Consider the following 26,042-nt stretch of genomic DNA (forward strand, 5'->3'; position numbering starts at 1 on the left):
CCGCGAGGCTTAAATGACTTTGTGCATGTAGATTTCACACGCGGCGCTGTGGCCGGTGTTGCCCAAAGGGGCGGACAAGTATTCAAAGCCCAGCTTTTCATACAAGGCGATGGCGCGGCTGAGGTTGGCGGTGGTTTCCAAATAAAATTCGCCCTTGTCTCTTTGAATGCCAAAGGCAAAACACATCAACAAAAGGGTATTGGCCAAGCCTTGCCCACGCGCCTCGGGCAAGAAATACATTTTTTGGATTTCCAAGATGTGCTCCGCTCCTTTTAAAGGCGCGACACCACCGCCACCCACCACCTCACCGTGCTCGTTTTCCACCACCCAATACGCCGCCCCGTCTTGGCGGTACACCGCATACAAATCGTCTAAAGTCGCATCGGCCACGGCAAAGCCTTGGCTGGGTGCCAAACCAAATTCGGCTGAAACCGTGCGTATCACCGCGGCGATGGTGGCATTGTCTTCGGGCTGTAATGGGCGTAAATACATGGAATTCCTTGGTGTCTAAGATGAATGCAGGTATGCTGAAGCCACATCATAACAAAACACCCCCCACCTCAACACCGCGCCCACTTTGCCCTCTCACTAGGATACCCATGTTGAAATACCCAACCCGCATCAGCGCTGACGTGAATCTTGTTCCACCGCACAGCGAACATGCACGGGTTTTGTTTGACCTCATCCAAGCGAATTTGCCGTATTTGAACGCTTGGCTCACTTGGCCAGCCTTGATGCAAACACCGCTGGACGTGGCCACGTTTTTAAACAAGGCGCAAGAACACAATCGTGACGGCAAGGCGCTGATTTTGCTGTTGCAATACCAAGGGCAAATTTGTGGGGTGATTTCCTACAATGAGTTTCAAGCGAACAACCGCTCTGCCAACATCGGCTATTGGTTGGGCGAGGCTTACCAAGGCTTGGGCATTGTCAGCACCGCCTTGCGCCGCCTCATCCAATATGGTTTTGAAGACTTGGCCTTGAACAAAGTCATCATCCGCGCCGGCGTCGGCAATGCCAAAAGCAGCGCCATCGCTAAGCGTTTGGGTTTTGTATATGAAGGCACCGCCCGCGCCAATGAATTCCTGCACCAACGCTATATCGACCATCAGATTTTTTCGTTGCTGAAAGCGGAGTGGACAACCCAAACCGATAGAGAAGTGTGACACCTAACCCACACTAACGCCTCACACTACAAGCGGCCTGTAAACGATTTACAGGCCGCTTGTATGGAAAATGCCATTTCACGATTGAATCATCCGCACAATTCAGATAAGTTGCCATTATTAGTGTCTAAAATCTAATAAGGGAACATCATGAGCAATCCAAACAATCAAGTTACCACAAACACACTCGCGTTCTGGAGCCAAGACGAAAAATCATTGACCGCCCTCTCTGCACTGGCATGGATGATAAAAATAACCTTAGCCATTTTTGTGGTGATTTTGATTTATGCCACCATCAAACAAGGTTTGGAATACGGTTTATTGGCGGCGTTTGGTTGGGGTGCCGTGTATTTTTTCTTATTGGCCTTGTTGTTCAGCCTCGTGTACAAATGGGGCATCATGAACATCGCCAGAATCATGTTTGCGGCGCGCAAAAAAGACATGGTCAACAGCTTGTCATTGATGAAATTTTCACCCTCAATTAGCCATGCTTGGAGCATGCCCACACCCGGCTTGATTGCCGTAGACCTCCCCCAAAAAGCCATCTTGGCCATCGCACGTGACACACATTACAAACGGGCCTTATTTAAGCCTCATCAAATCACCAATGTCAAAGTCGAACGCGAAACCCATTTACACACCGAAACCAAACACGGTGGCAGTTTTGGTATCATGAGCAGTTCGGGTTTGGGCTATAACTTCGGCAGCCGCTCCCGTTCCAAAACCAAAGTGACCGAAAACATTTTTTTAGAAATTCATTACCAATTACAAGACGACTCAGCACCAGGCTGGATTGCCATTCCATATGGACGCAACCGTCAAGCGGCCGAATCCATGGCCACCACCATACTCAACCTGAAACGCAACGCCTAATCCTCTGTAGCAACAAATAAGCGGCCTGTAACTGGTTTACAGGCCGCTTATTTGTATGTACTCACACTTTTTGGATTAACGAGACCCATCAACGCTTAAGCTGAAAACCGCGCAAATAGCGGCTGCTTTCTACTCTGTCGGTGGCACTGGCCAAGGCGTAGCGGCCGTGTATGCCCAACCAGCGCCACGGTTCGTTTGGCCAAGTTGGGCATTGATAGTCATTCCACGGCAAGGTGGTCAACACGGTTTCTTTGCCCAAAATCTTATCGACCATCAGACGGGCGGCCAAATTGCTCGCCACCAAACCGATGCTGCCCAAACCATACATCCAGCCCAAGCCGGTTTGCGGCTGTAAGCTGACCGACGGCGTGCCATTGCGGGTCATGCCCAACGATGCACGCCATGCGTTTTCAATCACAAACGGATAGTCTGGGAACAAGGCGCTCAAGCGGCGGTACAAATGCACGCTGCTGTCGCTGTCGAGTATGCCCTCGCCGGCATCGGCGCCGCCGTATTGGTAAGGCATGCCGCTGCCGCCAAACGCGATGCGACCATCGCTGGTTTTTTGCGCATAAAACGGCAGATGCGCTATGTCAGCCAACAAATACTGTTCTAGCCAGCCGTATTCTTGCCAAAACGACTCTGGCAACGGTTTGGTCACCAACATCGACGCATTCATGGCGGTGATTTTTTGGTCTTGCAACAAGCGATTGGCATAGGCTTCGGCGCAGCAAATGATGTGGCTGGCGGCGACGTCTTGACCGGCCAAACGGAGTTTGCCCGCTTGCCATGTTTGCACCGGCGTGTTTTCAAACACATGCACACCCAAGGCTTCCACGCATTGCATCAAGCCCATCGCCAGTTTGGCTGGCTGCACGCGTGCGCCGTGTTGGTAATACAAAGCGGCCTGTAAACCGGGGATGCGTATGTGGCTTTGGGCGCTGATTTGCGGCAGCAATTGCAGCTCTTCGTCTTGAAAGCCACAGTCCAATTCTTGTTGGTGTTGGCGTTGTAAACGCACGTGTTGCGCGGCATTGGTCGCCACCAGCAACATGCCGCCGTGTTCGGCATCACAGTCTATTTGTTCACGCTCGGCCACGCGCAATACCTCGCCGACGCTGCCTATCATGTGGCGTTGCAACACGCGCACAAATTGGTTGTCGGTGTGCACGTCTTGCAGCAATACTTGGGCGCTGGAATGCAGTTGCGGCGACAGCCAACCGCTGTTGCGACCGGATGCGCCATAAGTGATGTGGTGGGATTCAAATATCGCGATGCGCAAAGAGGCATCGGCTTGTTTCAGATAATAGGCCAGCCACAAGCCATTGAAACCACCGCCGATGATGGCGACATCGTATTGGTCAGCTATGCGCGGCGCAGTCTGCGGCGGCGCGTACGACGACTCAGCCAAAGACTGTACCCAAAAAGAACAATTGTCTTGTTTGCGTTTGAGCATGGACTCACCTCATGGATTCAAAAACCAACAATGAAAACCACTGTCTGCCCAAGTGCGTCAACCATGACACAGGCAAACAGTGCGCATTTCCGTGACCTTGCCCTGCGTGTTTAAAACGCTGCGGCCATGGTCGGGAAAACCGCCAATTCGTTAATCAATAAAGGGATTGCACTCGTGATGTGTGGGATGCTGTGTTGCGCGATATTGTGTGGTCTGGCGACCTTATTGGATGCGCAGCATGTGGGGGCATTACAGTGTGCCGATAAGCCGGGTTTTGTCGTTGGACAGTCATTCATCTAGCAACATGATTGCTCATGCCGTCAAGCAACCTACCCGAATCCAATGCGAGCCGCATTAACAGATTCTGTTTGGTCTTGCTCCGAATGGGGTTTAGCCTGCGACGCCTTGTTGCCAAGTGCCCGGTGCGCTCTTACCGCACCTTTTCACCCTTACCTGTGCCCTAAGGCCATCGGCGGTTTTGCTTTCTGTTCCACTTTCCGTCGCCTTTCGACGCCCAGCCGTTAGCTGGCATTCTGCTCTGTGGAGCCCGGACTTTCCTCCCCGTGTTGCCACGCGGCGACTGTCTGGCATACTGTAATGCGCGTTCATTATAACATGAATGCGGCCTGAACATTTTACAGGCCGCATCTTCAAGGTAACACATGGGTTGTCACTGCCTTAAAACCCTGATTTATCCACCTTATACATAAGTTATCCACATAATTCACAGCTTATCCACAGCTTATGCAGAGATTTATCCTCATTAAGACAAACCTGCCCAACGCATTAACAATTTAAACAATAAGGTAAAAACGCTGAGCGCGGCGATGCTTGCCATCCAAATGCCCACCAACCACAGATACCGTTGCATGCTTGTCTCCTTAATGTTCATAACCATCGACCACTTTGCCGCGGAACACATAATACGACCAAGCGGTATAGCCCAAGGTAATCGGCAAAATCAACAAAGTACCCAAAATCATAAAGCCTTGGCTTTGTAAGCTGGACGCTGCCTGCCAAATGCTGATGTTGGGTGGAATGATGTTCGGCCATATCGAAATGCCCAAGCCGCTGAAGCCCAAAAATATCAACCCCAAAGTGAGCAAAAATGGCGCCACATGCAGGTTTTGCGCAATCGCTTTGTGTATCCCCCATGCCGCTGCCAACACCAATACGGGTACAGGTAAGAAGAACCACAGATTGGGCAAATCAAACCAACGCGCGGCAATATCGGCATCGAGCAGCGGTGTCCACACGCTGACGATGGCCATCGCCAGCAACAACAATACCGCCAAGCGTCGGCTCCATTGCTGCGCTTTGACATGCAACTCGCCCTCGGTTTTCATCATCAACCATGTCGCACCCAATAAGGCATAAGCGGCCAGTAAACCCACGCCACAAAACAGGCTGAATGGGCTGAGCCAATCGAACGCACCGCCGCTGTAATGGCGGCCTGTAACCTGCAAGCCTTGCACCAAAGCACCAACGACCACGCCTTGGCAAAACGTTGCCACGATGGAGCCGCCAATAAAGGCCTTGTCCCAAAATGCGCGGTGGCTTTCTATGGCTTTAAAGCGAAATTCAAACGCCACACCGCGAAAAATCAACGCGATTAGCATCAAGCCCAGCGGCATCATCAAGGCTTCGAGCACCACCGCATACGCCAGTGGAAACGCGCCAAACAAGGCCGCACCGCCCAAAACCAACCAGGTTTCATTGCCGTCCCACACCGGCGCCACGGTATTGACCATGGTGTCGCGCTCGGCCATGTTTTTCGTCCACGGCATCAAGATGCCTATGCCCAAGTCAAATCCATCCATGATGATGTACATCAACACCCCAAACACGATGATGACAAACCATATCAAAACCAAATCCAATCCCATGTTGGTCTCCTTAATGTTGTGAGTGGGTGTCGCGTGCCACAGCCACATGGCCAGAAGCGGCAATCATGTCAGTGGTTTCTGGTGGCAAACCATCGTCTGGGCCTTTTTTGAGCATGTGCAGCAAGTAATATGTGCCCACGCCAAACACCGAACAGTAAATGACGATGAACACCGCCAAGCTGATGGTCATCGGCAGCGCGCCATGACCCGACACCGCATCCACGGTGCGCTGTACCCCATACACCACCCACGGCTGCCGACCCACTTCGGTGGTAAACCAACCGGCCAATACCGCCAGCAAGCCCGATGGCCCCATCAACACCGCAAAGCGCAAGAACAAAGGCTTGTGGCCCCAACGCTGACCACGACGCAACACATTGCCCCACAGTGCCAATAACAACATCAACATGCCCAAACCGGCCATGATGCGGAACGACCAAAACACAATGGTGGAATTGGGGCGGTCTTCTTTGGCAAACTCGGTCAAAGCCGGCACTTGTTTGTCCAAGCTGTGGGTCAAAATCAGGCTGCCCAAGGCTGGAATTTCCACTTTGTATTGGGTTTCTTCGGCAGCCATATTCGGCAAGCCAAACAAGATTAACGGCGTCGGCTCATCGCCCTCATTTTTAAAATGGCCTTCGATGGCGGCAATTTTCGCCGGTTGGTGTTGTAAGGTATTCAAGCCGTGCATGTCGCCCACCACCACTTGCAACGGCACCAACACAATGAGCAACCCCAAACCCATCGACAGCATTTTGTTCACCGCCGCATCGCGTCTGCCTTTGAGTGCATGCCAAGCGCCGGTGCCGACCACCAATAAGGCGCTGGTAATGAAGGCGGCGATTGCCATGTGGGCCAAACGGTAAGGGAAAGAAGGATTGAAGATGACGGCCAACCAATCGGTGGGCACGACCACGCCGTTTTCAATGATGTAGCCTTGCGGGGTTTGCATCCAAGAATTGGAAGCCAAAATCCAAAAAGTCGACATCAGCGTGCCCAAAGCCACCATGCAAGTGGCAAAGAAGTGCAAACGCGGACCGACTTTGTTCCAACCAAACAACATCACCCCCAAGAAACCCGCCTCCAAAAAGAAGGCCGTCATCACTTCATACGTGAGCAAAGGGCCGGTAATGCTGCCGGCGAATTCAGAGAAGCCGCTCCAGTTGGTGCCGAATTGAAATGCCATCACCAAACCCGAAACCACGCCCATGCCAAAATTCACCGCAAAAATCTTGCTCCAAAACAGATACAATTGCTTGTACACTGGTTTGCGGGTTTTGAGATAACAGCCTTCCAATACCGCTAAAAAACTGGCCAAGCCGATGGTAATCGACGGAAAAATGATGTGAAACGATACGGTAAACGCGAACTGTATGCGCGCCAGCATCAATGCGTCCCAATCAAACATGATGTGTGTTCCTCGTGTGTTGTTGTTTTAAGGTTACTCATTTGATGTAAATCAATTGTTGCTGGCCATTATTGTCAGAAGGCGGCCTGTAAACAATGCGACATATTGCCGCACCACTTATTTTTAATTTGAAATTCAATGTGTTAAAACATGATTAAGAGTTTGCTGTTAGATGAAGAGCGCTTGGCGCAATTGAATATCCACATCCGCTGGCTGTTTATCCTGCTGGCTACCGGTTTATGGGCGGTGTGTTGGGGCGCACAAGTGCCGCTGCCGCATGTGTTGATTGCGCAAGCCATCGCCACCTTGGCCATAGGCAATGGTCTGATTTGGCTGTGGCAAAAAAGCGCTTATGCCAATCCTGCCATCAGCATCCCCATCGGTTTGTGTTTGGATTTGTGGTCGCTGTCGGAACTGCTGTTTCTCACTGGCGGCGCCAGCAATCCGCTGACGTTTTTGTATTTGGTGCCGGTCTTATTCGCCGCCTTGATGTGTTCTGCACGCTTTGCATGGACGCTCAGCGCCATCACCATCGCCTTGTATTTGCTGATTTACTTTTTCCACCTACCCATCGTCAACGCGCATTGGCTGCACCAAAATTTGCAGCTGCACTTCATCGGCATGTGGCTGACGTTTGGCCTTATCAGTACCTTGATTTGCGTGTTGGTCACGTGGTTGATGCACAGCTTGAAAGAGCGCGAGGTATTGCTGCGCTTGGCCTATCGCAACCAAATGCGCGATGAAAACATGTTGTGGCTGGGCATGAATGCCGCCAATTTGGCGCACAAAATGTCGACACCAATGAACAATCTGTATTTGCTGCTGGACGAATTGCGCCAGAACGCACACGCCGAAGACGCCGAAGACTTGGCGCTGATGCGCACGCAACTGGAAGAATGCACCGACATCTTGCACAGCTTGCGCCGCGATGCCAAACGCGAACCGTCACAAGTGGTGTTTGAGGATGCGTTTGCCATCCACTTAGCCCGCTGGCAAAACCTGCGCCCGCAAGTGCAAGTCGAGTGGCAACAGCAGCAAACACCACCAACCACGATGGTGGTCGACCCCTTATTGTGGCCGGCGGTGTTCAATATTTTGAACAATGCCGCCGATGCAGGCGATAATCGCGTCGAAGTGATGACCAGTGTCGCGGAAAACACCTTACACATCGAAATCATCAACCGCAGCGGTTCGCTGCCACAAGCGCAATTGGAATGGGCAGGCCTCAGTGCATTGCCATCGCAAAAACCATCGGGTTTGGGTTTGGGCATGAAGCTATCGCATGCCACGTTTGAAAAACTGGGCGGCAGCTTCAGCCTGTCCAACCAACAACAAGGAGGCGTGCGGGCTGTCATCAGCTTGCCGCTCAACTGATATGAGCCATTTTATTTTAATCGATGACAATGCCACGTTTGCCCGCTTGCTTGGCCGCAGCATGGAGCGGCTCGGCCACCGCCTCACTTGGTGCGAAAACGCCGCCGCCGCCTTGGCCTTAAACGATGGTGGCGACGGCATCATCTTGGATTTGAATTTGGGCGAAGACAGCGGCCTGAAATTATTGCCCGAATTGCACCAACGCTTTCCCGCCACCAAAATCGTCATCCTCACCGGCTATGCCAGCATCAACACCGCCGTCAGCGCCATCAAACTCGGCGCTTGTGAATACCTGCCCAAGCCTGCCGATGTCGACACGATTTTGAATTGCTTTTTCAAAGAGGCCGAAGCGCCAGCCGCCTTGGCGCAAACGCCGCTGGAAAGCGACCCCTTATCACTGAAACGCATGACGTGGGAACACTTGCAGCGCGTATTAGAAGAACACGATGGCAACATCTCCGCCACCGCCCGCGCGCTGAACATGCACAGACGCACGCTGCAACGGATGTTGCAAAAACATCCGGTGAAGAAATAGCAAACACGACACCATACAATGTTTTGAAACACTGGCTGCACGGTAGTCATCAATATCAAAGCGGCCTGTAAACCCATTGCAATGGTTTACAGGCCGCTTGTCATCTCTTGTGTCCTGCATTGTATTGGCAGCTGTGCTCTTGCTGATGTTCTGGTTCAATAAGCAGTCAATATACTGTTATCATGTAGTTGATTTACTTTATTTTTTAAGGGGAGTGAGAAATGCTATTGGTGTTTTTAATGTTCGCTTTGGCGTGGTGGCAAGCCCAAACTTCCGAACCCAAACAGCCGTGGTTTTATGCCGCAGTGTTAACCGGCATCAATGCGCTGCTGAGCCTGTTGTTTGGCACGCCTTTGCTGCCAGTATTGATTTCAGCCGTCATCATGGGACTGATTTTTTGGCTGTATTATTTTTTACTCGACCATTTCACCGACAATGTTGCCCTGTGGTGGCTGATATTGCTGCTTTTCCCTGCCAGCATGCTCATCCTGCCGGTGGCTTTGATTCGGGTCTTGAGCTAGGCATCGGTCGCCAATCTCAGAGCGGGTGACAAATGCCCACTGCTATCCATAGCCGCTCGCACATCTAAGACAAAGCAGCAACAGCTAACCACAGTGGGCAGATTCAAACCAGCGCAGTAAAACCACAATTCTCAATACGCACTAAAGCGGCCTGTAAACCATTGAAATCCGTTTACAGGCCGCTTTTGTATGGTTTCAATCCATAGCTAACAATACTTATGGATTCTTCACCTTAAGCGTCCATTCAAAATTCATCGTCGTCACCACATCACCGTCTTCGTCCACGCCTGTGCCTTGCAGCCACAGCGTCACGCCCTCACGGGTTTGTATGGTTTCGTCTATCGCCGCGGCGATTAAGCCGCCTTGCTCGCAGGTAAAGGTGATGGTGCCGCGGGCTTTTTTGCTGAAATTGGCATTTTGATTCAGCACCAGCATCGAAATCGCTTCCGGCGCAGTGTTCACTGCACGGATGACCATCGCGCCGGTGGACAATTCTGCTGCCATTGCCAAGGCGGCAAAGTAAATCGAACCGAACGGGTTTTGGTTGGCGTGTTGGTGGGTCATGCTGACGGTGCAACGGGTGGCATTGATGGCTGTGACGGCCACGCCGCAAAAATCGGCGGCCGGCAATTGCTCTTTGACCATGTGGTTAAAATGTTCGACGCTGAAAGCTTGCATCTGGCTGTGCTCCTGTAGACATAGGCTGGGGTAATAATGTGTGTGGCGTACGGTTATGGCGCGGCGGTGTCAATCTGTGCCAACTACGCGGCGCAAACCTGAGTCATACTCTAATCCATGCCGATGATACCGCCAATGTGTGGGCGCAAGACAAGCACAATTTTGATGCAAAACCACTAAAACCTTGCTTTATCTCGGCGAAAAGCATACAAAAGCGGCCTGTAAACCATTTAAAAAGGTTTACAGGCCGCTTGATTCAATACGTCACAGCTAGCGAACGCTTACATCAATGCTGGCTTATTTTTCACCACCCACCACCACCACATTCAAGTCGTTGACCTTGATGCGACGCTGCCAAGCCTCGCGGATTTGTGCTGTGGTCAAAGCATTCACTTTTTGGGTGTAAGTGTCCAAATAGTCGCTGGGTAAATTGTAAAAGCCAATGGTGCCCAACCATGACAACAGCTTGGCATTGGTGTCAAAACGCATCGGGAAGCCGCCGATGATGTTGGCCTTGGCCTGTTGCAATTGCGCCTCGGTCGGGCCATTGGCCACATAGGCGCTCACCACTTCTTTGGTCACTTTCAAGGCATCGGTGGCGCTGGCTTTTTTGGTGCTCATGTTGATGCTGAATTCGCCTTTTTGCTGCAAAGGCTCCAAGCTGCTGCCCGCGCCATAGGTATAGCCGCGTTTGTCGCGCAATTCTTGCATCAACAAGCTGTCAAAGCCGCCGGCACCCAAGGTGTAATTGCCGATGAGCAAGGGGAAATAATCCGGATCGTCACGCGTGAACACCGGCAAGCCCAAGGCCAAATGTGCTTGGCTGGCGGGATGGGCAATGGCCGTGGTTTGGCCGCCTTTTACCGGTACGGCCGCAATCGGTGCCAAAGCGATTTTGTCTTGCGGCAAACCAGCTAACAGCGTGGTGGCCACTTGTTCGGCTTGACTGCGGTTCATGTCACCAACAATGGAAATGACGGCGGTTTGTGGGCGGAAATACTGCGCATGAAAACGCTGCAAATCCGCTACCTTGATGGCGCGGATGGTTTTTTCATTTTCCCAAGCGCTGTAACCATATGGATGTTTGGGATAATTCAAGCGCGTCATGGCGCGGTTGCCCAAAAACTGCGGATTGGTTTCGTTTTGCTTCAGCGACAACACCGAACGGTCTTGTTCGCGCTTGAGCACCGCCGCTTCATAGCGTGGTTTAGTCAAAATGGTGTTGGCCAAGGCCAGCGTCGGCTGCAGAGTCTTGGCCTCGCTCAGGCTGCGGATGCGCACACCGGAGCGCTCCAGACCCGCATAACTGGCCACGGTTACCGCCAAATCGCTGCTTTGCTTGCGGATGTCTTCTTCCGACAAATCACCCGCACCCATGTCCATCAAGGCGCCGGCATAATCGGCCACGCCGATTTTGTTGGCGGCATCGCGGCGCGTACCGGCATCGAAGGCCACGTCTATGTCGACCAACGGCAGCTCATGCCGCTCCACCAGCAATACTTTGGCGCCATTGTCCATTTGCCAACGCTGAATGTTGATGTTGTGGCTTTTTACGGGAGAAGCGGCTTGTAAAGGGGTAGCAGGTATGGTGTCAGCATGAGCAACAGCGACCATGCTGCACACAGCCAAGGCCAATAAGGTAGGGGTGTATCTCATTATTTGCTTCCTTTTTGGTTCAAGGCTTCGGGTTTTAAGATGACTTGGGTCACGGTTTCATCACTTAAAAATTGCGCTGCTTGCTGCACTTCGGCCGCAGTCACCGCGTTCAAACGGCGGCGCACTTCGTCTTCGTTTTGGTAGCTAAAGCCTTTGCTTTCCAAATCGCCCATCAATGAGGCTTGGGTGGACATGGAATCTTTGGCATAGGTTTCTGAGGCTTCACGCTGGTTGCGGATGCGCGCCAATTCCTCTTCGCTGACGCCGTTTTTAGCGATGTCGGCCACTTCACCTTTCAAAGCGGCAATCAATTGCGGCACGCTCACGCCTTGCGCTGGCGCGCCAGACAATACAAACAGCGTGTCTGCACGGGTAAGCAGCGAATACGAAGCGCCAGCAGACAAGGCGATGGGTTTGGCCCGCACCAAATTTTTCTCCATGCGACTGGCGGCATTGCCATCGAGCACATCGGCCAAGGTATCGAGCGCATATGGCAGTTTGTCGTCCAATTGTTTCAATTGCGGCACTTGGTAGCCCAAAGCCACGATGGGCAACTCCGATGGCGCCGACACTTCGGCGCTGCGCTCTTGGGTTTGTTTGGGCTCGGCTGGCAAGGCGCGGCTCGGCAATTTCGACGGCTTTAAGCCGCCAAAAGCGCGTTCCACTTGGTCTATCGCTTGTTTGGCATTCACATCGCCGACGATGATCATGGTGGCATTGTTGGGCGCGTACCAGCGCTGATACCACGCACGCGCATCATCGCCAGTCATGTGGGTCAAGTCGTCCATAGAACCAATAATCGGCGATTTATTGCCGCTGGTGTTGAAGGCGGTTTGGTACAGTTTTTCGTATAAGCGGCCTGAAGGGCTGTCGTCGGTGCGCAAACGGCGTTCTTCTTTCACCACTTCCAATTCATTGACATAGTCTTTGTTGCTAAAACCCAAATTCACCATGCGATCGGCCTCCATTTGCAACACTTCAGGCAAGTGTTGCTTGGCCACGGTTTGGTAATACACGGTTTCATCGCGGTTGGTATAGGCATTGAGTTCGCCGCCCATGGCGGTGATGCGTTTGGAGTATTCGCCAGAAGGAACGCTGGGCGTGCCTTTGAACATCATGTGTTCCAATACATGGCTTAAACCGGTTTTGCCCGCTTGTTCGTCGACGCTGCCGACTTTGTACCACAGTTGCGTCACCACCACCGGCGCACGCGCGTCTTCGCGCACGATGACTTTCAAGCCATTGTCCAATGTTTTGCTGAGGGTTTCAGCGAAAACAGGGGCGCTGATCGCTGCGCAGGCCAATGCCAACGTCCAAACTCTTAGAGACATGATTAATCCTTGATTTTTACGCTACAATAGGTGTTACTCAAGCATATATGTTGATTGAAAGCCCTCATGTTCAGTTTCTTTAAGAAAAAATTTAAAAAATCCGAACCGGAACAAAAACAACCGGAATTAGAGCAAGAGTCCCTCTTGCCAGAAGCAAATGATTCTAACAAGGAAGAAGTGCCACAGGAAGCACAGGACAGCCTTGTTAACAAACCTGAACCTAGCGCAACACCGATTGTGGCAGAAGTTGCCACTGTCATTACTGAGCCAGAACAAGTTCCCGAGAGTGTGAATGCGCTGCGCTTCGATGATTTGGATGCGCCAGCGGCCACTGCTGCCCCTGCAACACCTGCACAATCCACTGTTGCCGCACCTATTGCCGAGCCTGAAGTCGAAGTGACGCCTGCGCCAACGCCTGCGCCTACAGTGGCAGCCACCGCAGCACCGACAGCCGCACCGACCGTGGCTCCTACGGTGATGCCTACTGCCATGCCGACACCAGCCCCCACAGCTGCACCCGTGCTTGAGGACATGCAGCCTGTAAACGCAGCAGCGGCAGAAAAACCAACAGCAGAGCTTGCTATCGAAGCAGCAGATGAAATCGCCACTGAGACAGACACCGCAGCCAAAACCACAGAACCACAAGGTTGGGCACGCGGCATTGCCCCGAACAAAGCCTTAAGCGGCCATTTAGACGAGGCTGAAACCAGCAACACCACCGAAGCTGCAACAGAAGAAACCTCGTTCTTTACCCAAAACTGGACGCGCAATATTGTTGCCGAAGACAAGGAAATTGTGGTCAAACCGACCGCGGCTCCGGTGGCAACGGCCGCGCCTGTGGTACAGCAAGACCCGAATCAAAACTTTGAACCCGGCCAAGCCAGCGGCTGGACGGCGCGTTTGAAACAAGGCTTGAGCAAATCGCGCGACAAATTGGGCAAATCCTTGGCCGGCGTGTTCGGCGGTGCCGACATCGACGACGACTTGTACGAAGAATTGGAAACCGTACTCCTCACCAGCGACATGGGCGTGGAAGCCACCGAGCATTTGTTGGAAGACGTGCGCCAACGTGTAAGCTTAAAAGGTTTGAAAAATCCGCAAGAATTGCGCGAGGCTTTGAAAGACGCTTTGGTCGATTTGATTGCACCATTGCAGCAGCCATTGGAAATCCCTGCCGATGCCAAACCGTTTGTCATCATGATGGCAGGCGTGAACGGCGCTGGCAAAACCACCTCCATAGGCAAACTCGCCACCCATTACCAACGCCAAGGCAAATCGGTGTTGTTGGCGGCGGGCGACACCTTCCGCGCCGCGGCGCGTGAGCAATTGATTGAATGGGGTGCGCGCAACAACGTCACCGTGATTTCACAAGCCACAGGCGACTCCGCTGCCGTGTGTTTCGATGCCATGCACGCGGCGCAAGCGCGCGGCACCGACATTGTGCTCGCCGATACCGCCGGCCGTTTGCCAACGCAATTGCACTTGATGGAAGAAATCAAAAAAGTGAAGCGCGTGATGCAAAAGTCGATGGACACCGCACCACACGAGGTGATTTTGGTACTTGATGCCAATATCGGCCAAAACGCGGTCAACCAAGTGATTGCGTTTGACGATGCCTTGGGTTTGACCGGCTTGATTTTGACCAAACTCGATGGCACTGCCAAAGGCGGCGTGATTGCGGCTTTAGCCAAGACCCGTCCGATTCCCATCCGCTTTATCGGTGTGGGCGAGGGCATTGAGGATTTGCGTCCTTTCAATGCGCGTGATTATGCTGAAGCCTTGTTAGGCGATTGATAAGCGGCCTGTAAACACCAATGACCCGTACCCGCGCCTTACTCAACATGCATTTTGCGACCATATTCTTTGGTCTGTCGGGCGTGTTCGCCGCTTTGATACCGTCCTCGGCCATCTCGGTGGTGTGGGGGCGCACCGCCATTGCGGTGGTGGTGTTGTTTTTGGTGTGTGCGCTGAAAAAACGCTTGCCGTGGCAAGGCGTGGCCGCCAAAGAAATCGGCCAATTGCTGCTTATTGGCTGTTTGCTCGGCGTTCATTGGTGGTCGTTTTTCTATGCCATCAAGCTAGGCGGTGTTGCCATCGGCACGCTGGGCTTCTCGTGTTTTCCCGCCGCCATCGCCATCATCGAGGCCGTGGTGTTCAAAGACCGCATCAGCAAACTGGAATTGGCCTTAATCGGCTTGATTACGCTGGGTTTGGTATTGGTCACGCCCAGCTTTAATTTTGCCAACCAAGGCACGGTCGGTTTGTTGTGGGGCATTTTCTCTGGTGTGATTTATGCGGTGATAGCGGCCTGTAACCGTGTGGGCGCGGCCAAACGCCAAGCCTCATCTTTGCAAGCGTGTTGGTGGCAATTCTTTGCCATCACCGTGGTGACGGCATTTGCCGCACCGCAATTGGCTGAGTTAAGCAATATGGGCTGGTTGTGGCTCGCCTGTTTGGGCGTATTGTGTACGGGTTTGGCCTATTGGCTGTTTATCGACAGCCTGTCCGCCATCAATGCGCGCACGGCTGCGATGATATTTGCATTAGAACCGGTGTACGCCATCGCCATCGCTTGGGCATTCTTACACGATGTACCGAGTTTGCGCATGTTGCTCGGCGGCGGTCTCATCATCGCCGCGGTGGTGTTGTCGGCGCGCTTCAAAGCGTCTTGAAAGGCACAGATGATTAAGTTTGAACAAGTCAGTAAAACCTATCCTGGTGGCCATGCGGCCTTAAAAAACCTCAGTTTCAAAATCGACAAAGGCGAGATGATATTCTTGGCCGGTCATTCTGGTGCGGGCAAATCGACAATCTTGAAATTGATTGCCGGCATCACCAAACCGTCTGAAGGCGTGGTGCGCTTGAACCAACATGTGTTGGGCGATTTGTCCGACAACCATTTGGGCTTTTTGCGCCAACACATCGGCATTGTGTTTCAAGACCACAAGATTTTGTTCGACCGCGATGTGCTGGCCAATGTGATGTTGCCTTTGGTGATTTCCGGCGCTTACAGCAAGAAAGATGCGCTGAAGCGGGCGCGTGTGGCGATAGACAAAGTCGGCTTGGCCGGCAAGGAAACCGCCATGCCAGTGACGCTGTCTGGCGGTGAGCAGCAGCGCTTGTGCATCGCTCGTGCGGTGGTGAATCAACCGACTTTGTTGATAGCCGATGAACCGTCGGCCAATTTAGACCGCGCTTACGCGCTCGACATCATGGAATTGTTCAGCTCCTTCCACAAAGCCGGTACCACCGTGGTGGTGGCCGCGCACGATGAAACCCTGATGGCCGATTATGGCCATCGCATTTTACGTTTACAACAAGGCAGATTGATCTGATGAGTCACGCGCTATCCATGCACAAACATGCCGCCGCTCGGGCCTTCAAGACGTTTGTGCGCCAACCTTTGGGCAGTTTGCTGATTTTGGTGATGCTGGGCATCGCCTTAACCTTGCCACTGGCCTTGTATCTGATTGTGCAGTCCAACCAACACATGTTGGGACAACTGACATCCACGCCACAAATCACCGTGTTCATGGCTTTGAGCGCCGAGCAAAAAGACATCAATGCGGTACAAGCCAGTTTGCAAAAGCGGCCTGAATTCAGCCAAGTCGAGTATGTGAGCAAGCAGCAAGCGTTGGCGCAAATGCAAGACAGCATGGGCGAACAAGACTTGGTGTCCATGCTGGACGAAAATCCGCTGCCAGACGCGTTTGTGCTCACGCCCAAGCCCGATACCACCCCAGCGCAATTGCAAGCCTTACAGGCCGAGTTAGCGACCTTGCCCATGGTGGATTTGGCGCAAATGGACGCCGAATGGATGCAAACGCTGTACCGCATCAACCATGTGGTGCGGCAATTGGTGTGGTTCTTGGCCATTACCCTGTGCGTGGCCTTTGTTTTGGTGGCGCACAACACCATCCGTTTGCAAATTTTGACGCAAAAAGAAGAAATCGAAATCACCAAATTATTGGGCGCGCCATCGTCGTTTATCCGCCGCCCGTTTTTGTACCAAGCGTGGTGGCAAGGCTTTTTGGCCTTGCTCATCAGCGTGGGGCTGTGCTGGTATTTGATTCAAGTGAGCACGCCCATGCTCAAATCATTGTTTGCACCGTATGGCATCCAAATGACGTGGCGCTTTTTCAACCTGCCTGAATTGGCAGTGTTATTGGGCTTGATGACGGTATTGGCCATAGGCGGCGCCAGTTTTGCTACCCGCCAACACCTGCGCCATTTCCGCGCCAAAACCCATTGATGTGGGCAGCATCTTGGTTTGATAAAAGCGTTAGACGCTGCGCGGCTTAAGCATTACACTGCCGCTATTACGACACACCCAAAAACAGCGTTCAGGCCGCATCTGAACGCTGTTTGAACTGATAAACCATGAAAAACACCCCCATCCCCATCGTGCCTTGGCGCGCGCCGTCGCTGTGGTCGCTCCAGCCTTATCCCTTGCTGGTCAGCATCGTGTCTTTGTTTGGCTTTGGCATAGGCGATGGCTTGCTGTTGCAGTCGCATTTGGGCAACTCGCCGTGGACGATTTTTGCCGAAGGTCTGTCGCTGCACACACCTTTGTCGGTGGGCATGTCCAGCATGTTGCTCAGCGCCCTCATCTTGCTGTTGTGGTGGCCGTTGCGCATCAAAATCGGCCTGAACACGATATTGAATGCGGTTCTGATTGCCATTGCCATAGACGTCACCCGTCAATACGTCCCAACGCCGACACTGCTGTGGCAACAACTCGCCTTAGGCATTTCAGGCATCGTGTTGGCAGGCATTTGTGGCGCGTTTTATTTGAGCGTCAACATGGGCGCAGGGCCGCGCGATGGTGTGATGGTGGCACTGAGCGCACGCACAGGCATGTCTGTGCCCAAGATACGCACGTTGATGGAGGTGTTTGCCTGTCTCAGCGGTTGGCTGTTGGGCGGCACGGTTGGGCTGGGCACCATCGCCTTTGCCTTGTTAATCGGCCCGGTATTGGGCCTCACCCTTAAGCTGTTTCGGCGTTGCTATCCACACACAAGCGGCCTGTAAGTCCACAAACAGCCACAAAAAAGCCTCGGATGATACCGAGGCTTTGTTTATGCAGTTAAATGAGTTTACAGGCCGCTTATCATGCTTCTGAGCGCTTAAAGTGACGCGGGCGGAAACCCATGATGCCCAAGGCAACAAAATACACCAGTGCACCGATGCCGACCAAACCCATCAATTGCAAGGCACGGATGTGACCTGAGTGATACCAGTCAAACACATACACGGTTTGCGCATGCAATAACAACCACAACACGCCACCCATCGCCGCCACCGCCACCACCAATTTGATGAGGAAGCTGCGCCAGCCGCTTTTCGGTTGGTAAAAGCCTTTCACACGCAACAACACATACAGCAAGATGGCATTCAAGCACGCGCCCAAACCAATGGCCAAGGCCAAGCCCGCATGTTTATAGCCTTCGGCAAACATTTGGATGAAGGTAAAGTTCATGATTTGGGTCACAGTCAAGGTGAAGATGGCGATTTTGACTGGGGTTTTGATGTTTTGACGCGAATAAAAACCCGGTGCCAATACCTTCACCACAATCATGCCGACCAAACCAATGGCATAGGCGACCAGTGCCCATTGCGTATTGACCGCGTCCAAGGCGCTGAACTCGTTGTACATGAACAAAGTCGCCACCAACGGAAACGCCAACACACCCAAGCCCACGGCTGCAGGCAAGGTCAATAACAGACACAGGCGCAAGCCCCAATCGAGCAAGGCGGAGAAATTGGTGGTGTCATTATTGGCAGCGTGTTTGGACAAGGTTGGTAACAAAATCGTGCCCAAGGCCACGCCCAACACGCCGGTTGGCAACTCCATTAAACGGTCGGCGTAATACATCCACGATACCGAACCGGCCACTAGGAACGAAGCGAAAATGGTGTTAATCACCAACGACACTTGCGACACGGATACACCCAAGATGGCCGGCGCCATGTTCAGCAACACGCGTCTGACCGCGGCGTCTTTGAAATTGACTTTCGGCATTTGCAAGAAACCCAAACGCGCCAGCGCCGGCAATTGGAACGCCAATTGCAAGATTCCGCCCACAAACACCGCCCATGCCAAGGCCAAAGCCGGTGGGTCGAAATATGGGGTGAAAAACAGCGCAAACACGATGAACGAAATGTTCAAAAACGTCGGTGTGAACGCCGGTATCGAAAACTGGTGGTAAGTATTCAAAATACTGCCGACCAAGCTCGACAGCGAAATCAGCAAAATATACGGAAACGTGATGCGCAACATCGTCGCCGCCAACTCGAATTTGTCGGCGCTGGTGGCGAAACCGGGGGCGGTGATGTAAATAATCCATGGTGCTGCCAAAATACCGATGGCAGTGACGATGACGAGAATAAAACTGAGCAAACCGGTGATGTGTTGCACAAAAGCCTTGGTGGCTTCGGGCGAACGGGTTTGGCGGTATTCAGCCAATATCGGCACGAAAGCTTGAGAAAATGCCCCTTCGGCAAAAATGCGTCTGAGTAAATTGGGAAGTTTGAAAGCCACAAAAAAAGCATCGGTGGCCATGCCTGCGCCAAACATGCGCGCAATAATGGCATCACGAATAAAACCCAATATTCGCGACACCATGGTCATGCTACTGACCTTGGCTAGGGTTTTTAATAAATTCATCGTAATACACGGGTTAGATCATAAAGGCGAGAGTGTACACCGAAGCGTGTCACAAAGTATCTAGGCATGTTGATTTACAGTGACTTTCATCTGTTTTTACTTTATGTTATTTGTGTGAAAAAGAGCCATATCTCAAGACATGCACTCTAAGAGCGCACAATGCGCGACCTTCACCACGTTTCTTTAAGTCAGGAACGAACGTGGTGGTCATTTAAAACACTGTGTTGGAGAAACAATGATAGATTGGTCAGACGGCTACCATACAGAAGCCTTATACACCTATGGCTATTACAAAGAACTCAGCCCCAGCTTGCAAAAATTGGCGGTCTTGTTGGCTGGTTACGAGCCTTTGCCCAGCAGCGACGACGATGTGCACATGGAGCTGGGCTTTGGCCAAGGCATCAGCATCAACATCCATGCGGCCAGCCAAGCCGGTCGCTACATAGGCAACGACTTCAACCCCAGCCATGTCGCCCATGCACAATGGTTGGCACAAGCCGCACACACGCACATCGAACTCAGTGACGACAGCTTTGCGCAAATGGATGCGCGCACCGATTTGCCGATGTGCAACAGCATCAGCTTGCATGGCATTTGGAGCTGGATTAACGATGAAAATCGCCAACACATCATCAACATCATCCAAAAACACTTAAAACCCGGTGGCATCGTCTACAACAGCTACAATTCCATCAGCGGCCACGCCGGCTTTTTGCCGTGGCGACACATGATGTGGCAGCATTTCCAGCAACAAACCGGCACGGCCTTGGAACGCATAGGCCATACCATCGAGCATTTCTCGGCCATGTTTGAAAAAAATCCGACCTTGCTCGCCAACAACCCGGTATTGAAATCCACATGGGAGCGCATCCAAGCGGCCGACCGCCATTACTTGCTACACGAGTATTTCAATGCCAATTGGGACTGTTTTTCACTCAGCCAAGTCAATGAACAAATGCAAAGCGCCAAATTGCAATTTGTCGGCACCACCGCTTCCAATGCTTACATCAACCATCTGGCCATGGATGAAAACCGCTTGGCACAAGTGCAAGCCCAGCCCAATGTGTTGGCAGCCGAATCCTGGCGCGATGCCTTGCTCGGCAATACCTTCCGCCAAGACTTGTACATCAAAGGCGGCGAAGCCTTAAGCCAACCAGGCATTTTGCGCCGCTTACAACAAGTGCATTTTGTCTGCAGTGTTGAGGCCAGCAATTTCGGCAATTTCTTGTTTTCCACCCAAGACAGCCGCCATTTCAATGCCGATTTGTTTGATCCGGTTAAAGCGCTGTTGGTGGCGGACAATTACGCGCCCAAATCGTTTGCGCAAATACAGGCCGCTGTGGACAGCAAATACTCGTGGCAACACATCTTGCAACTGTTATTGCTGAAAATCCATGTGGGCCAATTGCAACCATGTGTGGCAGCCGCCAGCGACCAAACCCGCCAACAATGCCATGATTTGAATCTGGCCTTATTGGGCAAAATGGATGACAAAGTCAGCGGCGTGTATGTGGCCAGTCCGGTTACCGGCATGGCCCTGACTTTGGAATTCATCTATGCTTGGGCTTTGCGCACTTGGTTGCTCAAACCTGCGGCCAGTCTAGACGACATTGCCGAAAACATTTGGCAAGGTTTGCAAACCCACAATCAAGTGTTGATTGATGAGAACGGCAACAAACTCGTCAGTCGCGAAGAACATATGCAATTAATCCACAGTAAATTGGCGCAGGCGCAAAGCTTGCGTGCCTTGTGGCAAGCCTTGGGTTTATTGCCTTAAGTCAGAGTGCAAACAAAAAGCCCCCAATGGGGCTTTTTTTGATGACCAGATGTAAAAGCGCTAAGTTTAGCGGTGTTGGCGATACGGCTCGTCTACCGCCACAAAAGTCTGCTCTTGTAAGGCGGCCTGTACCCACTTATCCACCGCAGGATGCGCTTGGATGCGAGCCATGTACGCGAGTGTGAGTTCATTCACGGGCAGGGCATAGCTTTTCAAACGCGTCACCACCGGCGCGTAAAACGCATCGGCTATGCAAAATTCACCAAACAAATACTCGCGCCCATCGGCCAAGAGTTTGCCCCACACGCTTTCTAAATACGCCACATCGGCGCGCAAAGCCGCGTTTTCCTGCCACAAAGTCTGACCAATAGCCGCCAAATCGGCATCGATGTTCATCGGGCAGGCATTGCGCAAAGCGTTAAAGCCGCTGTGCATTTCGGCGCTGATGGCACGCGCATGCGCACGCGCTGCCTTATCGCGCGGCCACAAGGCTTTGTCAGGGAAGCTTTCGGCCACGTATTCGGCAATCGCCAAGCTGTCCCATACCGTGATGTCACCATCGACCAATACCGGCACTTTGCCCGCCGCCGAAACCTTGCCAATGTTTTGTTTGAACGCACCATCGGCACTGAAATCATCAAAAGCCAATGCGTGTTCGGTATAAGGCACGGCAAACGCATCCAGCAACACGCCAGCGCGCATAGACCACGAAGAGTAGTTTTTATTCCCAATGTACAAACTCAGCATCACATAATCTTTCTATTAATAAATAATTACTTACATCAACACCATGTTAACAAAAACGGGCTAACATCAACATTGTCCACACAATTATCCACAGCTTGGCGCGTAAATACGATGTTAATTGTATTTCGCACTGCAATAAGTGTGTTTTGCCTAAATCTTAAGCAGCTTAAGACTGGCAAATCTGTGCATAACTTTGTGGATAATACTTTTTAGAAACCGCCACATGTGAGCGCAGACGGCTCTTAAACGAGTTTGCACCCAGTTGATGAAACATCGGATTGTTGGGGTCGGCTTCAGGCCCCAAAGCCAGTTGTTTCAGCTCTGTGGATAAGTTTAAGTGTGGCACGCGACTGTTCAAATGTGGCGCCAAGAAGTAAGCAATCGAATAACGGTCTTGCTGTCCTTGCGGCGTGACCACACGGTGCACATTGGCGCGCAAATAACCATTGGTCGCCAATTCCAAAATCTCACCGATGTTAATCACAAAAGCGTCCTGTAACGGCGGTACGTCTATCCAACCGTGATCGGTTTCCACTTGCAAACCACCGACCTCATCTTGCAATAACAAAGTCAAAATATCGGTGTCTTTGTGCGCGCCCACGCCTTGCGCATCGGCAGCGGCACTGGAAGCGGGATAACGCACCAATTTCAACAAATGCACAGGCGGATCGGCAATCAAATCGTCCAAGGCATTCGCAGGTTGGTCTAAAGCCACCAAGAACGCACGCAAGAGTTTAATCGCCACCGCACGCAGTGTTTGTTGGTAAGCCAATACCGTGGTTTTGAATTCAGGCAAATCGGCCGCTTGTGGCCACAAATTTGGGCCTTGTAAATGCAACCATGGCGCATCGTCGGGGATGTTTTCCCACACAGGCAATTCGGCACCGATGTCAATTTGTTCGCGGTTGTCAGGCTGATTGCGGGTAATTTCTTCTTTGGCGCCGGTATAGCCACGAAATTGCGGGGAGTGTTCCATCGCCAAGGCATTTTTCTGCGCCGCGCTCAATTGGAAGAAAGCGCGCGCTTCGCACTCCATGGCACGAATTTGCGCAATGTCCACACCGTGACCCACCAAATAAAAGAAACCAATGTCGCGCGCGGTTTGGCGCAATTCACGGTAAAAGTCTGCTTGTTGATTGGGGTCGTCAACCCTCGATAAATTGATAACTGGTAGTTGATTTTGCATGGTGATTTGTGGCTGTCGTTGAGGTAAAAAGTAACTTGCAGTATAACGGCAGAGCCAACATTGGGGCAAAGACCCCATTTGACTAAGCTTAGAACCCATATCCACAAGGAAGAGATCATGAGCAGCGATGCATACCGCAATTTCAACCAACAATACATCAATGGCTTATGGCGCGATGGCGCTTCCAGCCGCAGCAGCGACAACATCAATCCTTATACGCAAGAACGCATCAACACCATTGCCTTGGCCAACCAAGCCGATGTCGATGCTGCTTACCAAAGCGCCCAAGCCGCGCAAAAAGCATGGGCAGCCACGTTGCACACCGAGCGCACGGCCTTGGTACAACGCGTCGGCGTCATCTTGCAACAGCGTGCCGAGGAAATCATCGATTGGCTGATCCAAGAATCGGGCAGCACGCGTTTGAAAGCAACGATAGAAGTGGGCGCAGCCCAAGGCATTACCGCAGAAGCAGCCACCTTTCCTGCCCGTATGGTTGGTGCCTTATTGCCTTCCAACATTCCCCACCAAGACAGCCGCTATTACCGTCAGGCTTTGGGTGTGATTGCCGTCATCAGCCCGTGGAATTTCCCGTTTCACCTGAGCATGCGTTCGGTGATTACCGCCATTGCTTGCGGCAACAGCGTGGTATTGAAACCTGCCAGCGACACGCCGATTACCGGCGGCTTGTTGTTGGCGAAGATTTTTGAAGAAGCCGGCTTGCCTGCGGGGGTGCTCAATGTGGTGGTCGGTGCGGGCAGCGAAATTGGCGATTATTTTGTCGAACACGCGGTGCCGCGTATGGTGTCGTTCACCGGCTCTACTGCCGTGGGCAAACGCGTCGGCGCGCTGGCCGTGGGTGGCCGCTACATCAAACGCGTGGCCTTGGAATTGGGTGGCCGCTACATCAAACGCGTGGCCTTGGAATTGGGTGGCAACGCGCCTTTGGTGGTTTTGGACGATGCCGATTTGGATCAAGCCGTTAACATCGCGGCAATGGGGCGCTTCTTGCACCAAGGACAGATTTGCATGTCGACCAACCGCGTCATCGTTGATGCCAAGGTTTACGATGCCTTTGTGGCCAAATTGGTTGATAAAATCAAAACCGTGCGCTACGGCAATCCGGATGAAATGGGTGTGATTGTCGGGCCCATCATCAATGAGTCCCAATTAAGCGGCCTGAAAAAAATCATCGCCCAAGCCGAGCAAGACGGTGCCAAATTGGTATTGGGTGGTGACATCGTCAACAATGTGTTGCCACCGCATGTGTTCATCGACGTTGACCCGCAATCGGCCTTGGCCAAAGAAGAAAGTTTTGGCCCGGTCTTGCCTGTTATCAAGGCGCGCGATGAAGCCCACGCTTTGGAATTGGCCAACGACACCGAATACGGCTTGTCCAGCGCCGTGGTCACACGCAATCACGAACGCGGCGTGGCTTTTGCCTTGCAAATAGAGGCGGGCATGACCCACATCAACGACATCACCGTCGACGACCAAGCACATGCGCCGTTTGGTGGCGAGAAAAACTCAGGCTTGGGTCGCTTCAATGGCGATTGGATTTTGGAAGAATTCACCCGCACCCATTGGATCACGGTGCAAACCCAACCCCGTCCTTATCCATTGTGATGTTGCATATGAATCACTTGTAACATGCATCAATAAGCGGCCTGTAAACATTTACAGGCCGCTTTTGTAACTGTGCATGCTTAATCCACGATCAGCAAAGTCGCACCCGTATCGGTATACGATTGGTGCGCATCGCTGCCATCGCCCACTTGGTAACTCATGCCCGCCGTCAGTTTGAATTCCCGCCCATCTTGCAAACGCGTCATCAGTTCGCCTTGCAAGCAAAACAACACATGGCCTTTTTCACACCAATGGTCGGCCAAATAGCCGGCACTGTATTCCACCATGCGCACACGGATACGATTTTCAGCCTCACCAAAAAACTGTGTGCGCCAATAGGCCATACCGGTTTCGCCTTGGTGTTCGGTGGCGATGATTTCCTGCCAATTGGTGGTAGAAAACGGAAAAGGGAACATCTTCATCACAAGCGGCCTGTAAAAATGGGAAAGCCACCATCTTAGCCTATTCGCGCGCGGCGTGCTCGCTCAGGCCGACCATATGTCCGTACCCAATCTGGCTTCCCATCGCCATGACAACATCGCGCTGCCCACAGCCATAGTCTCCATCTCGCCATCATTGCAGGTGCACATGTTGTTGCAATTGCCGAATTTGCTCCTCAACGGCCGCCACCACCGCAGCATTGTTGTCCCACATGTCCAAAAATCCCCACTCCTCACTCGGGGACAGCAACATGTTTTGCAATATGGCGATGGCCGCTTGCAAAGTGGGCAAGCGCTGTTCTAAATACGCGTATGGCCACGCATACGCAGAACCAAAACAGGCCAATACCACACAAGCCGCCCGCACCGCATCGTATTGTTCGGTATCGGCGCGAAACTCGTGTATGGTGCGCAAGACCCAATCCATGCCACTGCCATTCCAATAGCGAGCAAACCAATCCGCCGCCTCATCATTGTCCCAAGGTGCCGCGCTCCAATCGCCCATTTGCCATCCTTTCATCGTTATTGACCAAGATTTACAGGCCGCTTATCTGTAGCCCATCGCAGCATAGCCAGCGCCAAGTTGGACTTACTTTCAACAAGCCATCCATACAGCAATAAATCTCTGCACAGACAAATATTTATATTTATTTCTGTCTTTACTGAAATAAATATTGACGCTGAAATTTAAATTAATTATATTTCAGTAAAGACAGAA

The 26,042-nt window shown here is 52.2% G+C and carries 25 protein-coding genes and 1 other RNA gene; 12 read left to right on the top strand and 14 right to left on the bottom strand.

What is annotated here, in order from left to right:
• Positions 1-9 precede the first annotated feature (9 nt).
• On the bottom strand, positions 10-492 hold the full coding sequence (locus tag BN3003_RS02310; protein WP_058305129.1) for a GNAT family N-acetyltransferase: 483 nt from the start codon (positions 490-492) through the stop codon (positions 10-12).
• 107 nt (positions 493-599) lie between these two features.
• Here BN3003_RS02310 and BN3003_RS02315 point away from each other — a divergent pair, with 107 nt between their 5' ends.
• Positions 600-1,166: a GNAT family N-acetyltransferase gene (locus BN3003_RS02315; protein ID WP_058305130.1), complete on the top strand. Its 567-nt coding sequence runs from the start codon at positions 600-602 to the stop codon at positions 1,164-1,166.
• 150 nt (positions 1,167-1,316) lie between these two features.
• Positions 1,317-2,039, top strand: a complete 723-nt coding sequence (locus BN3003_RS02320) for a hypothetical protein (protein ID WP_058305131.1) — start codon at positions 1,317-1,319, stop codon at positions 2,037-2,039.
• Positions 2,040-2,127: 88 nt separating this feature from the next.
• On the opposite strand, the gene BN3003_RS02325 is transcribed toward BN3003_RS02320, so the two are convergent.
• From BN3003_RS02325 to BN3003_RS02335, 5 genes are all read right to left on the bottom strand, one after another.
• Positions 2,128-3,495 carry an NAD(P)/FAD-dependent oxidoreductase gene (locus BN3003_RS02325; RefSeq protein WP_058305132.1) on the bottom strand — a complete coding sequence of 456 codons (1,368 nt, stop codon included), beginning with the start codon at positions 3,493-3,495 and terminating at the stop codon, positions 2,128-2,130.
• Between the two features lie 247 nt (positions 3,496-3,742).
• An RNA gene (gene rnpB / locus BN3003_RS04040) (RNase P RNA component class A) lies at positions 3,743-4,091 on the bottom strand.
• A gap of 167 nt (positions 4,092-4,258) precedes the next feature.
• Complete coding sequence (locus tag BN3003_RS18305) at positions 4,259-4,366, bottom strand: DUF2474 family protein (protein ID WP_199822537.1); 108 nt, start codon at positions 4,364-4,366, stop codon at positions 4,259-4,261.
• 10 nt (positions 4,367-4,376) lie between these two features.
• Complete coding sequence (gene cydB / locus BN3003_RS02330) at positions 4,377-5,381, bottom strand: cytochrome d ubiquinol oxidase subunit II (protein WP_058305133.1); 1,005 nt, start codon at positions 5,379-5,381, stop codon at positions 4,377-4,379.
• Between the two features lie 10 nt (positions 5,382-5,391).
• Positions 5,392-6,789 carry a cytochrome ubiquinol oxidase subunit I gene (locus tag BN3003_RS02335; RefSeq protein ID WP_058305134.1) on the bottom strand — a complete coding sequence of 466 codons (1,398 nt, stop codon included), beginning with the start codon at positions 6,787-6,789 and terminating at the stop codon, positions 5,392-5,394.
• Between the two features lie 150 nt (positions 6,790-6,939).
• On the opposite strand from BN3003_RS02335, the gene BN3003_RS02340 reads away from it, so the two are divergent.
• From BN3003_RS02340 to BN3003_RS02350, 3 genes are all read left to right on the top strand, one after another.
• Positions 6,940-8,163 carry a sensor histidine kinase gene (locus BN3003_RS02340; RefSeq protein ID WP_058305135.1) on the top strand — a complete coding sequence of 408 codons (1,224 nt, stop codon included), beginning with the start codon at positions 6,940-6,942 and terminating at the stop codon, positions 8,161-8,163.
• Position 8,164: 1 nt separating this feature from the next.
• Positions 8,165-8,698, top strand: coding sequence for a response regulator transcription factor (locus tag BN3003_RS02345; protein WP_058305136.1), 534 nt, complete (start codon positions 8,165-8,167; stop codon positions 8,696-8,698).
• Positions 8,699-8,919: 221 nt separating this feature from the next.
• Positions 8,920-9,219 carry a hypothetical protein gene (locus BN3003_RS02350; protein WP_058305137.1) on the top strand — a complete coding sequence of 100 codons (300 nt, stop codon included), beginning with the start codon at positions 8,920-8,922 and terminating at the stop codon, positions 9,217-9,219.
• Between the two features lie 216 nt (positions 9,220-9,435).
• On the opposite strand, the gene BN3003_RS02355 is transcribed toward BN3003_RS02350, so the two are convergent.
• The 3 genes from BN3003_RS02355 to BN3003_RS02365 form a co-directional block, all read right to left on the bottom strand.
• Positions 9,436-9,897, bottom strand: coding sequence for a DUF4442 domain-containing protein (locus BN3003_RS02355; RefSeq protein WP_082625501.1), 462 nt, complete (start codon positions 9,895-9,897; stop codon positions 9,436-9,438).
• A gap of 297 nt (positions 9,898-10,194) precedes the next feature.
• On the bottom strand, positions 10,195-11,553 hold the full coding sequence (locus BN3003_RS02360) for a M16 family metallopeptidase (RefSeq protein ID WP_082625502.1): 1,359 nt from the start codon (positions 11,551-11,553) through the stop codon (positions 10,195-10,197).
• Positions 11,553-12,884, bottom strand: coding sequence for a M16 family metallopeptidase (locus BN3003_RS02365; RefSeq protein WP_058305138.1), 1,332 nt, complete (start codon positions 12,882-12,884; stop codon positions 11,553-11,555). The genes BN3003_RS02360 and BN3003_RS02365 overlap by 1 nt, the downstream gene beginning before the upstream one ends.
• A gap of 477 nt (positions 12,885-13,361) precedes the next feature.
• Here BN3003_RS02365 and ftsY point away from each other — a divergent pair, with 477 nt between their 5' ends.
• The 5 genes from ftsY (at position 13,362) to BN3003_RS02390 (ending at position 17,915) form a co-directional block, all read left to right on the top strand.
• Positions 13,362-14,678 carry a signal recognition particle-docking protein FtsY gene (gene ftsY, locus BN3003_RS02370; protein ID WP_082625532.1) on the top strand — a complete coding sequence of 439 codons (1,317 nt, stop codon included), beginning with the start codon at positions 13,362-13,364 and terminating at the stop codon, positions 14,676-14,678.
• A gap of 20 nt (positions 14,679-14,698) precedes the next feature.
• Positions 14,699-15,556, top strand: a complete 858-nt coding sequence (locus tag BN3003_RS02375) for a DMT family transporter (protein ID WP_058305139.1) — start codon at positions 14,699-14,701, stop codon at positions 15,554-15,556.
• 9 nt (positions 15,557-15,565) lie between these two features.
• Positions 15,566-16,219, top strand: coding sequence for a cell division ATP-binding protein FtsE (locus BN3003_RS02380; protein WP_058305140.1), 654 nt, complete (start codon positions 15,566-15,568; stop codon positions 16,217-16,219).
• A complete protein-coding gene (gene ftsX / locus BN3003_RS02385) occupies positions 16,219-17,136 on the top strand; it encodes a permease-like cell division protein FtsX (RefSeq protein WP_058305141.1) in 918 nt (305 codons plus the stop codon). Before BN3003_RS02380 ends, ftsX begins: the two co-directional genes overlap by 1 nt.
• Before the next feature lie 128 nt (positions 17,137-17,264).
• Positions 17,265-17,915: a YczE/YyaS/YitT family protein gene (locus BN3003_RS02390; RefSeq protein WP_058305142.1), complete on the top strand. Its 651-nt coding sequence runs from the start codon at positions 17,265-17,267 to the stop codon at positions 17,913-17,915.
• Positions 17,916-17,994: 79 nt separating this feature from the next.
• Here BN3003_RS02390 and murJ read toward each other — a convergent pair whose 3' ends face one another.
• On the bottom strand, positions 17,995-19,551 hold the full coding sequence (gene murJ, locus BN3003_RS02395) for a murein biosynthesis integral membrane protein MurJ (RefSeq protein WP_058305143.1): 1,557 nt from the start codon (positions 19,549-19,551) through the stop codon (positions 17,995-17,997).
• Between the two features lie 235 nt (positions 19,552-19,786).
• On the opposite strand from murJ, the gene BN3003_RS02400 reads away from it, so the two are divergent.
• A complete protein-coding gene (locus BN3003_RS02400) occupies positions 19,787-21,328 on the top strand; it encodes a class I SAM-dependent methyltransferase (RefSeq protein WP_058305144.1) in 1,542 nt (513 codons plus the stop codon).
• A 66-nt stretch (positions 21,329-21,394) separates the two neighbouring features.
• Here the strand turns inward: BN3003_RS02400 and BN3003_RS02405 are convergent, their stop codons facing one another.
• Both BN3003_RS02405 and BN3003_RS02410 read right to left on the bottom strand, forming a co-directional pair.
• A complete protein-coding gene (locus tag BN3003_RS02405; protein WP_058305145.1) occupies positions 21,395-22,075 on the bottom strand; it encodes a glutathione S-transferase family protein in 681 nt (226 codons plus the stop codon).
• A gap of 166 nt (positions 22,076-22,241) precedes the next feature.
• Positions 22,242-23,261, bottom strand: a complete 1,020-nt coding sequence (locus tag BN3003_RS02410) for an isopenicillin N synthase family dioxygenase (RefSeq protein ID WP_058305146.1) — start codon at positions 23,259-23,261, stop codon at positions 22,242-22,244.
• Between the two features lie 117 nt (positions 23,262-23,378).
• On the opposite strand from BN3003_RS02410, the gene BN3003_RS02415 reads away from it, so the two are divergent.
• Positions 23,379-24,884 (top strand): aldehyde dehydrogenase family protein, encoded by a 1,506-nt coding sequence (locus BN3003_RS02415; protein WP_058305147.1) that lies wholly within the window; start codon positions 23,379-23,381, stop codon positions 24,882-24,884.
• A gap of 80 nt (positions 24,885-24,964) precedes the next feature.
• On the opposite strand, the gene BN3003_RS02420 is transcribed toward BN3003_RS02415, so the two are convergent.
• Together BN3003_RS02420 and BN3003_RS02425 are read right to left on the bottom strand one after the other, a co-directional pair.
• Positions 24,965-25,306 carry a DHCW motif cupin fold protein gene (locus BN3003_RS02420; protein ID WP_058305148.1) on the bottom strand — a complete coding sequence of 114 codons (342 nt, stop codon included), beginning with the start codon at positions 25,304-25,306 and terminating at the stop codon, positions 24,965-24,967.
• Between the two features lie 151 nt (positions 25,307-25,457).
• Entirely contained in the window at positions 25,458-25,829 is a 372-nt protein-coding gene (locus BN3003_RS02425; protein ID WP_058305149.1) for a hypothetical protein, read from the bottom strand.
• Between the last annotated feature and the right edge of the window lie 213 nt (positions 25,830-26,042).

Origin of the sequence: Vitreoscilla massiliensis, assembly GCF_001457815.1 — a bacterium.
Classification (GTDB): Bacteria; Pseudomonadota; Gammaproteobacteria; order Burkholderiales; family Neisseriaceae; genus Vitreoscilla; species Vitreoscilla massiliensis.

What these genes read in the sequence shown, in the direction of transcription:
- BN3003_RS02310 (WP_058305129.1), bottom strand. Translation starts at nt 492, where the DNA reads ATGTATTTACGCCCATTACAGCCCGAAGACAATGCCACCATCGCCGCG.
- BN3003_RS02315 (WP_058305130.1), top strand. Translation starts at nt 600, where the DNA reads ATGTTGAAATACCCAACCCGCATCAGCGCTGACGTGAATCTTGTTCCA.
- BN3003_RS02320 (WP_058305131.1), top strand. Translation starts at nt 1,317, where the DNA reads ATGAGCAATCCAAACAATCAAGTTACCACAAACACACTCGCGTTCTGG.
- BN3003_RS02325 (WP_058305132.1), bottom strand. Translation starts at nt 3,495, where the DNA reads ATGCTCAAACGCAAACAAGACAATTGTTCTTTTTGGGTACAGTCTTTG.
- BN3003_RS18305 (WP_199822537.1), bottom strand. Translation starts at nt 4,366, where the DNA reads ATGCAACGGTATCTGTGGTTGGTGGGCATTTGGATGGCAAGCATCGCC.
- cydB (WP_058305133.1), bottom strand. Translation starts at nt 5,381, where the DNA reads ATGGGATTGGATTTGGTTTTGATATGGTTTGTCATCATCGTGTTTGGG.
- BN3003_RS02335 (WP_058305134.1), bottom strand. Translation starts at nt 6,789, where the DNA reads ATGTTTGATTGGGACGCATTGATGCTGGCGCGCATACAGTTCGCGTTT.
- BN3003_RS02340 (WP_058305135.1), top strand. Translation starts at nt 6,940, where the DNA reads ATGATTAAGAGTTTGCTGTTAGATGAAGAGCGCTTGGCGCAATTGAAT.
- BN3003_RS02345 (WP_058305136.1), top strand. Translation starts at nt 8,165, where the DNA reads ATGAGCCATTTTATTTTAATCGATGACAATGCCACGTTTGCCCGCTTG.
- BN3003_RS02350 (WP_058305137.1), top strand. Translation starts at nt 8,920, where the DNA reads ATGCTATTGGTGTTTTTAATGTTCGCTTTGGCGTGGTGGCAAGCCCAA.
- BN3003_RS02355 (WP_082625501.1), bottom strand. Translation starts at nt 9,897, where the DNA reads ATGCAAGCTTTCAGCGTCGAACATTTTAACCACATGGTCAAAGAGCAA.
- BN3003_RS02360 (WP_082625502.1), bottom strand. Translation starts at nt 11,553, where the DNA reads ATGAGATACACCCCTACCTTATTGGCCTTGGCTGTGTGCAGCATGGTC.
- BN3003_RS02365 (WP_058305138.1), bottom strand. Translation starts at nt 12,884, where the DNA reads ATGTCTCTAAGAGTTTGGACGTTGGCATTGGCCTGCGCAGCGATCAGC.
- ftsY (WP_082625532.1), top strand. Translation starts at nt 13,362, where the DNA reads ATGCCTACTGCCATGCCGACACCAGCCCCCACAGCTGCACCCGTGCTT.
- BN3003_RS02375 (WP_058305139.1), top strand. Translation starts at nt 14,699, where the DNA reads ATGACCCGTACCCGCGCCTTACTCAACATGCATTTTGCGACCATATTC.
- BN3003_RS02380 (WP_058305140.1), top strand. Translation starts at nt 15,566, where the DNA reads ATGATTAAGTTTGAACAAGTCAGTAAAACCTATCCTGGTGGCCATGCG.
- ftsX (WP_058305141.1), top strand. Translation starts at nt 16,219, where the DNA reads ATGAGTCACGCGCTATCCATGCACAAACATGCCGCCGCTCGGGCCTTC.
- BN3003_RS02390 (WP_058305142.1), top strand. Translation starts at nt 17,265, where the DNA reads ATGAAAAACACCCCCATCCCCATCGTGCCTTGGCGCGCGCCGTCGCTG.
- murJ (WP_058305143.1), bottom strand. Translation starts at nt 19,551, where the DNA reads ATGAATTTATTAAAAACCCTAGCCAAGGTCAGTAGCATGACCATGGTG.
- BN3003_RS02400 (WP_058305144.1), top strand. Translation starts at nt 19,787, where the DNA reads ATGATAGATTGGTCAGACGGCTACCATACAGAAGCCTTATACACCTAT.
- BN3003_RS02405 (WP_058305145.1), bottom strand. Translation starts at nt 22,075, where the DNA reads ATGCTGAGTTTGTACATTGGGAATAAAAACTACTCTTCGTGGTCTATG.
- BN3003_RS02410 (WP_058305146.1), bottom strand. Translation starts at nt 23,261, where the DNA reads ATGCAAAATCAACTACCAGTTATCAATTTATCGAGGGTTGACGACCCC.
- BN3003_RS02415 (WP_058305147.1), top strand. Translation starts at nt 23,379, where the DNA reads ATGAGCAGCGATGCATACCGCAATTTCAACCAACAATACATCAATGGC.
- BN3003_RS02420 (WP_058305148.1), bottom strand. Translation starts at nt 25,306, where the DNA reads ATGAAGATGTTCCCTTTTCCGTTTTCTACCACCAATTGGCAGGAAATC.
- BN3003_RS02425 (WP_058305149.1), bottom strand. Translation starts at nt 25,829, where the DNA reads ATGGGCGATTGGAGCGCGGCACCTTGGGACAATGATGAGGCGGCGGAT.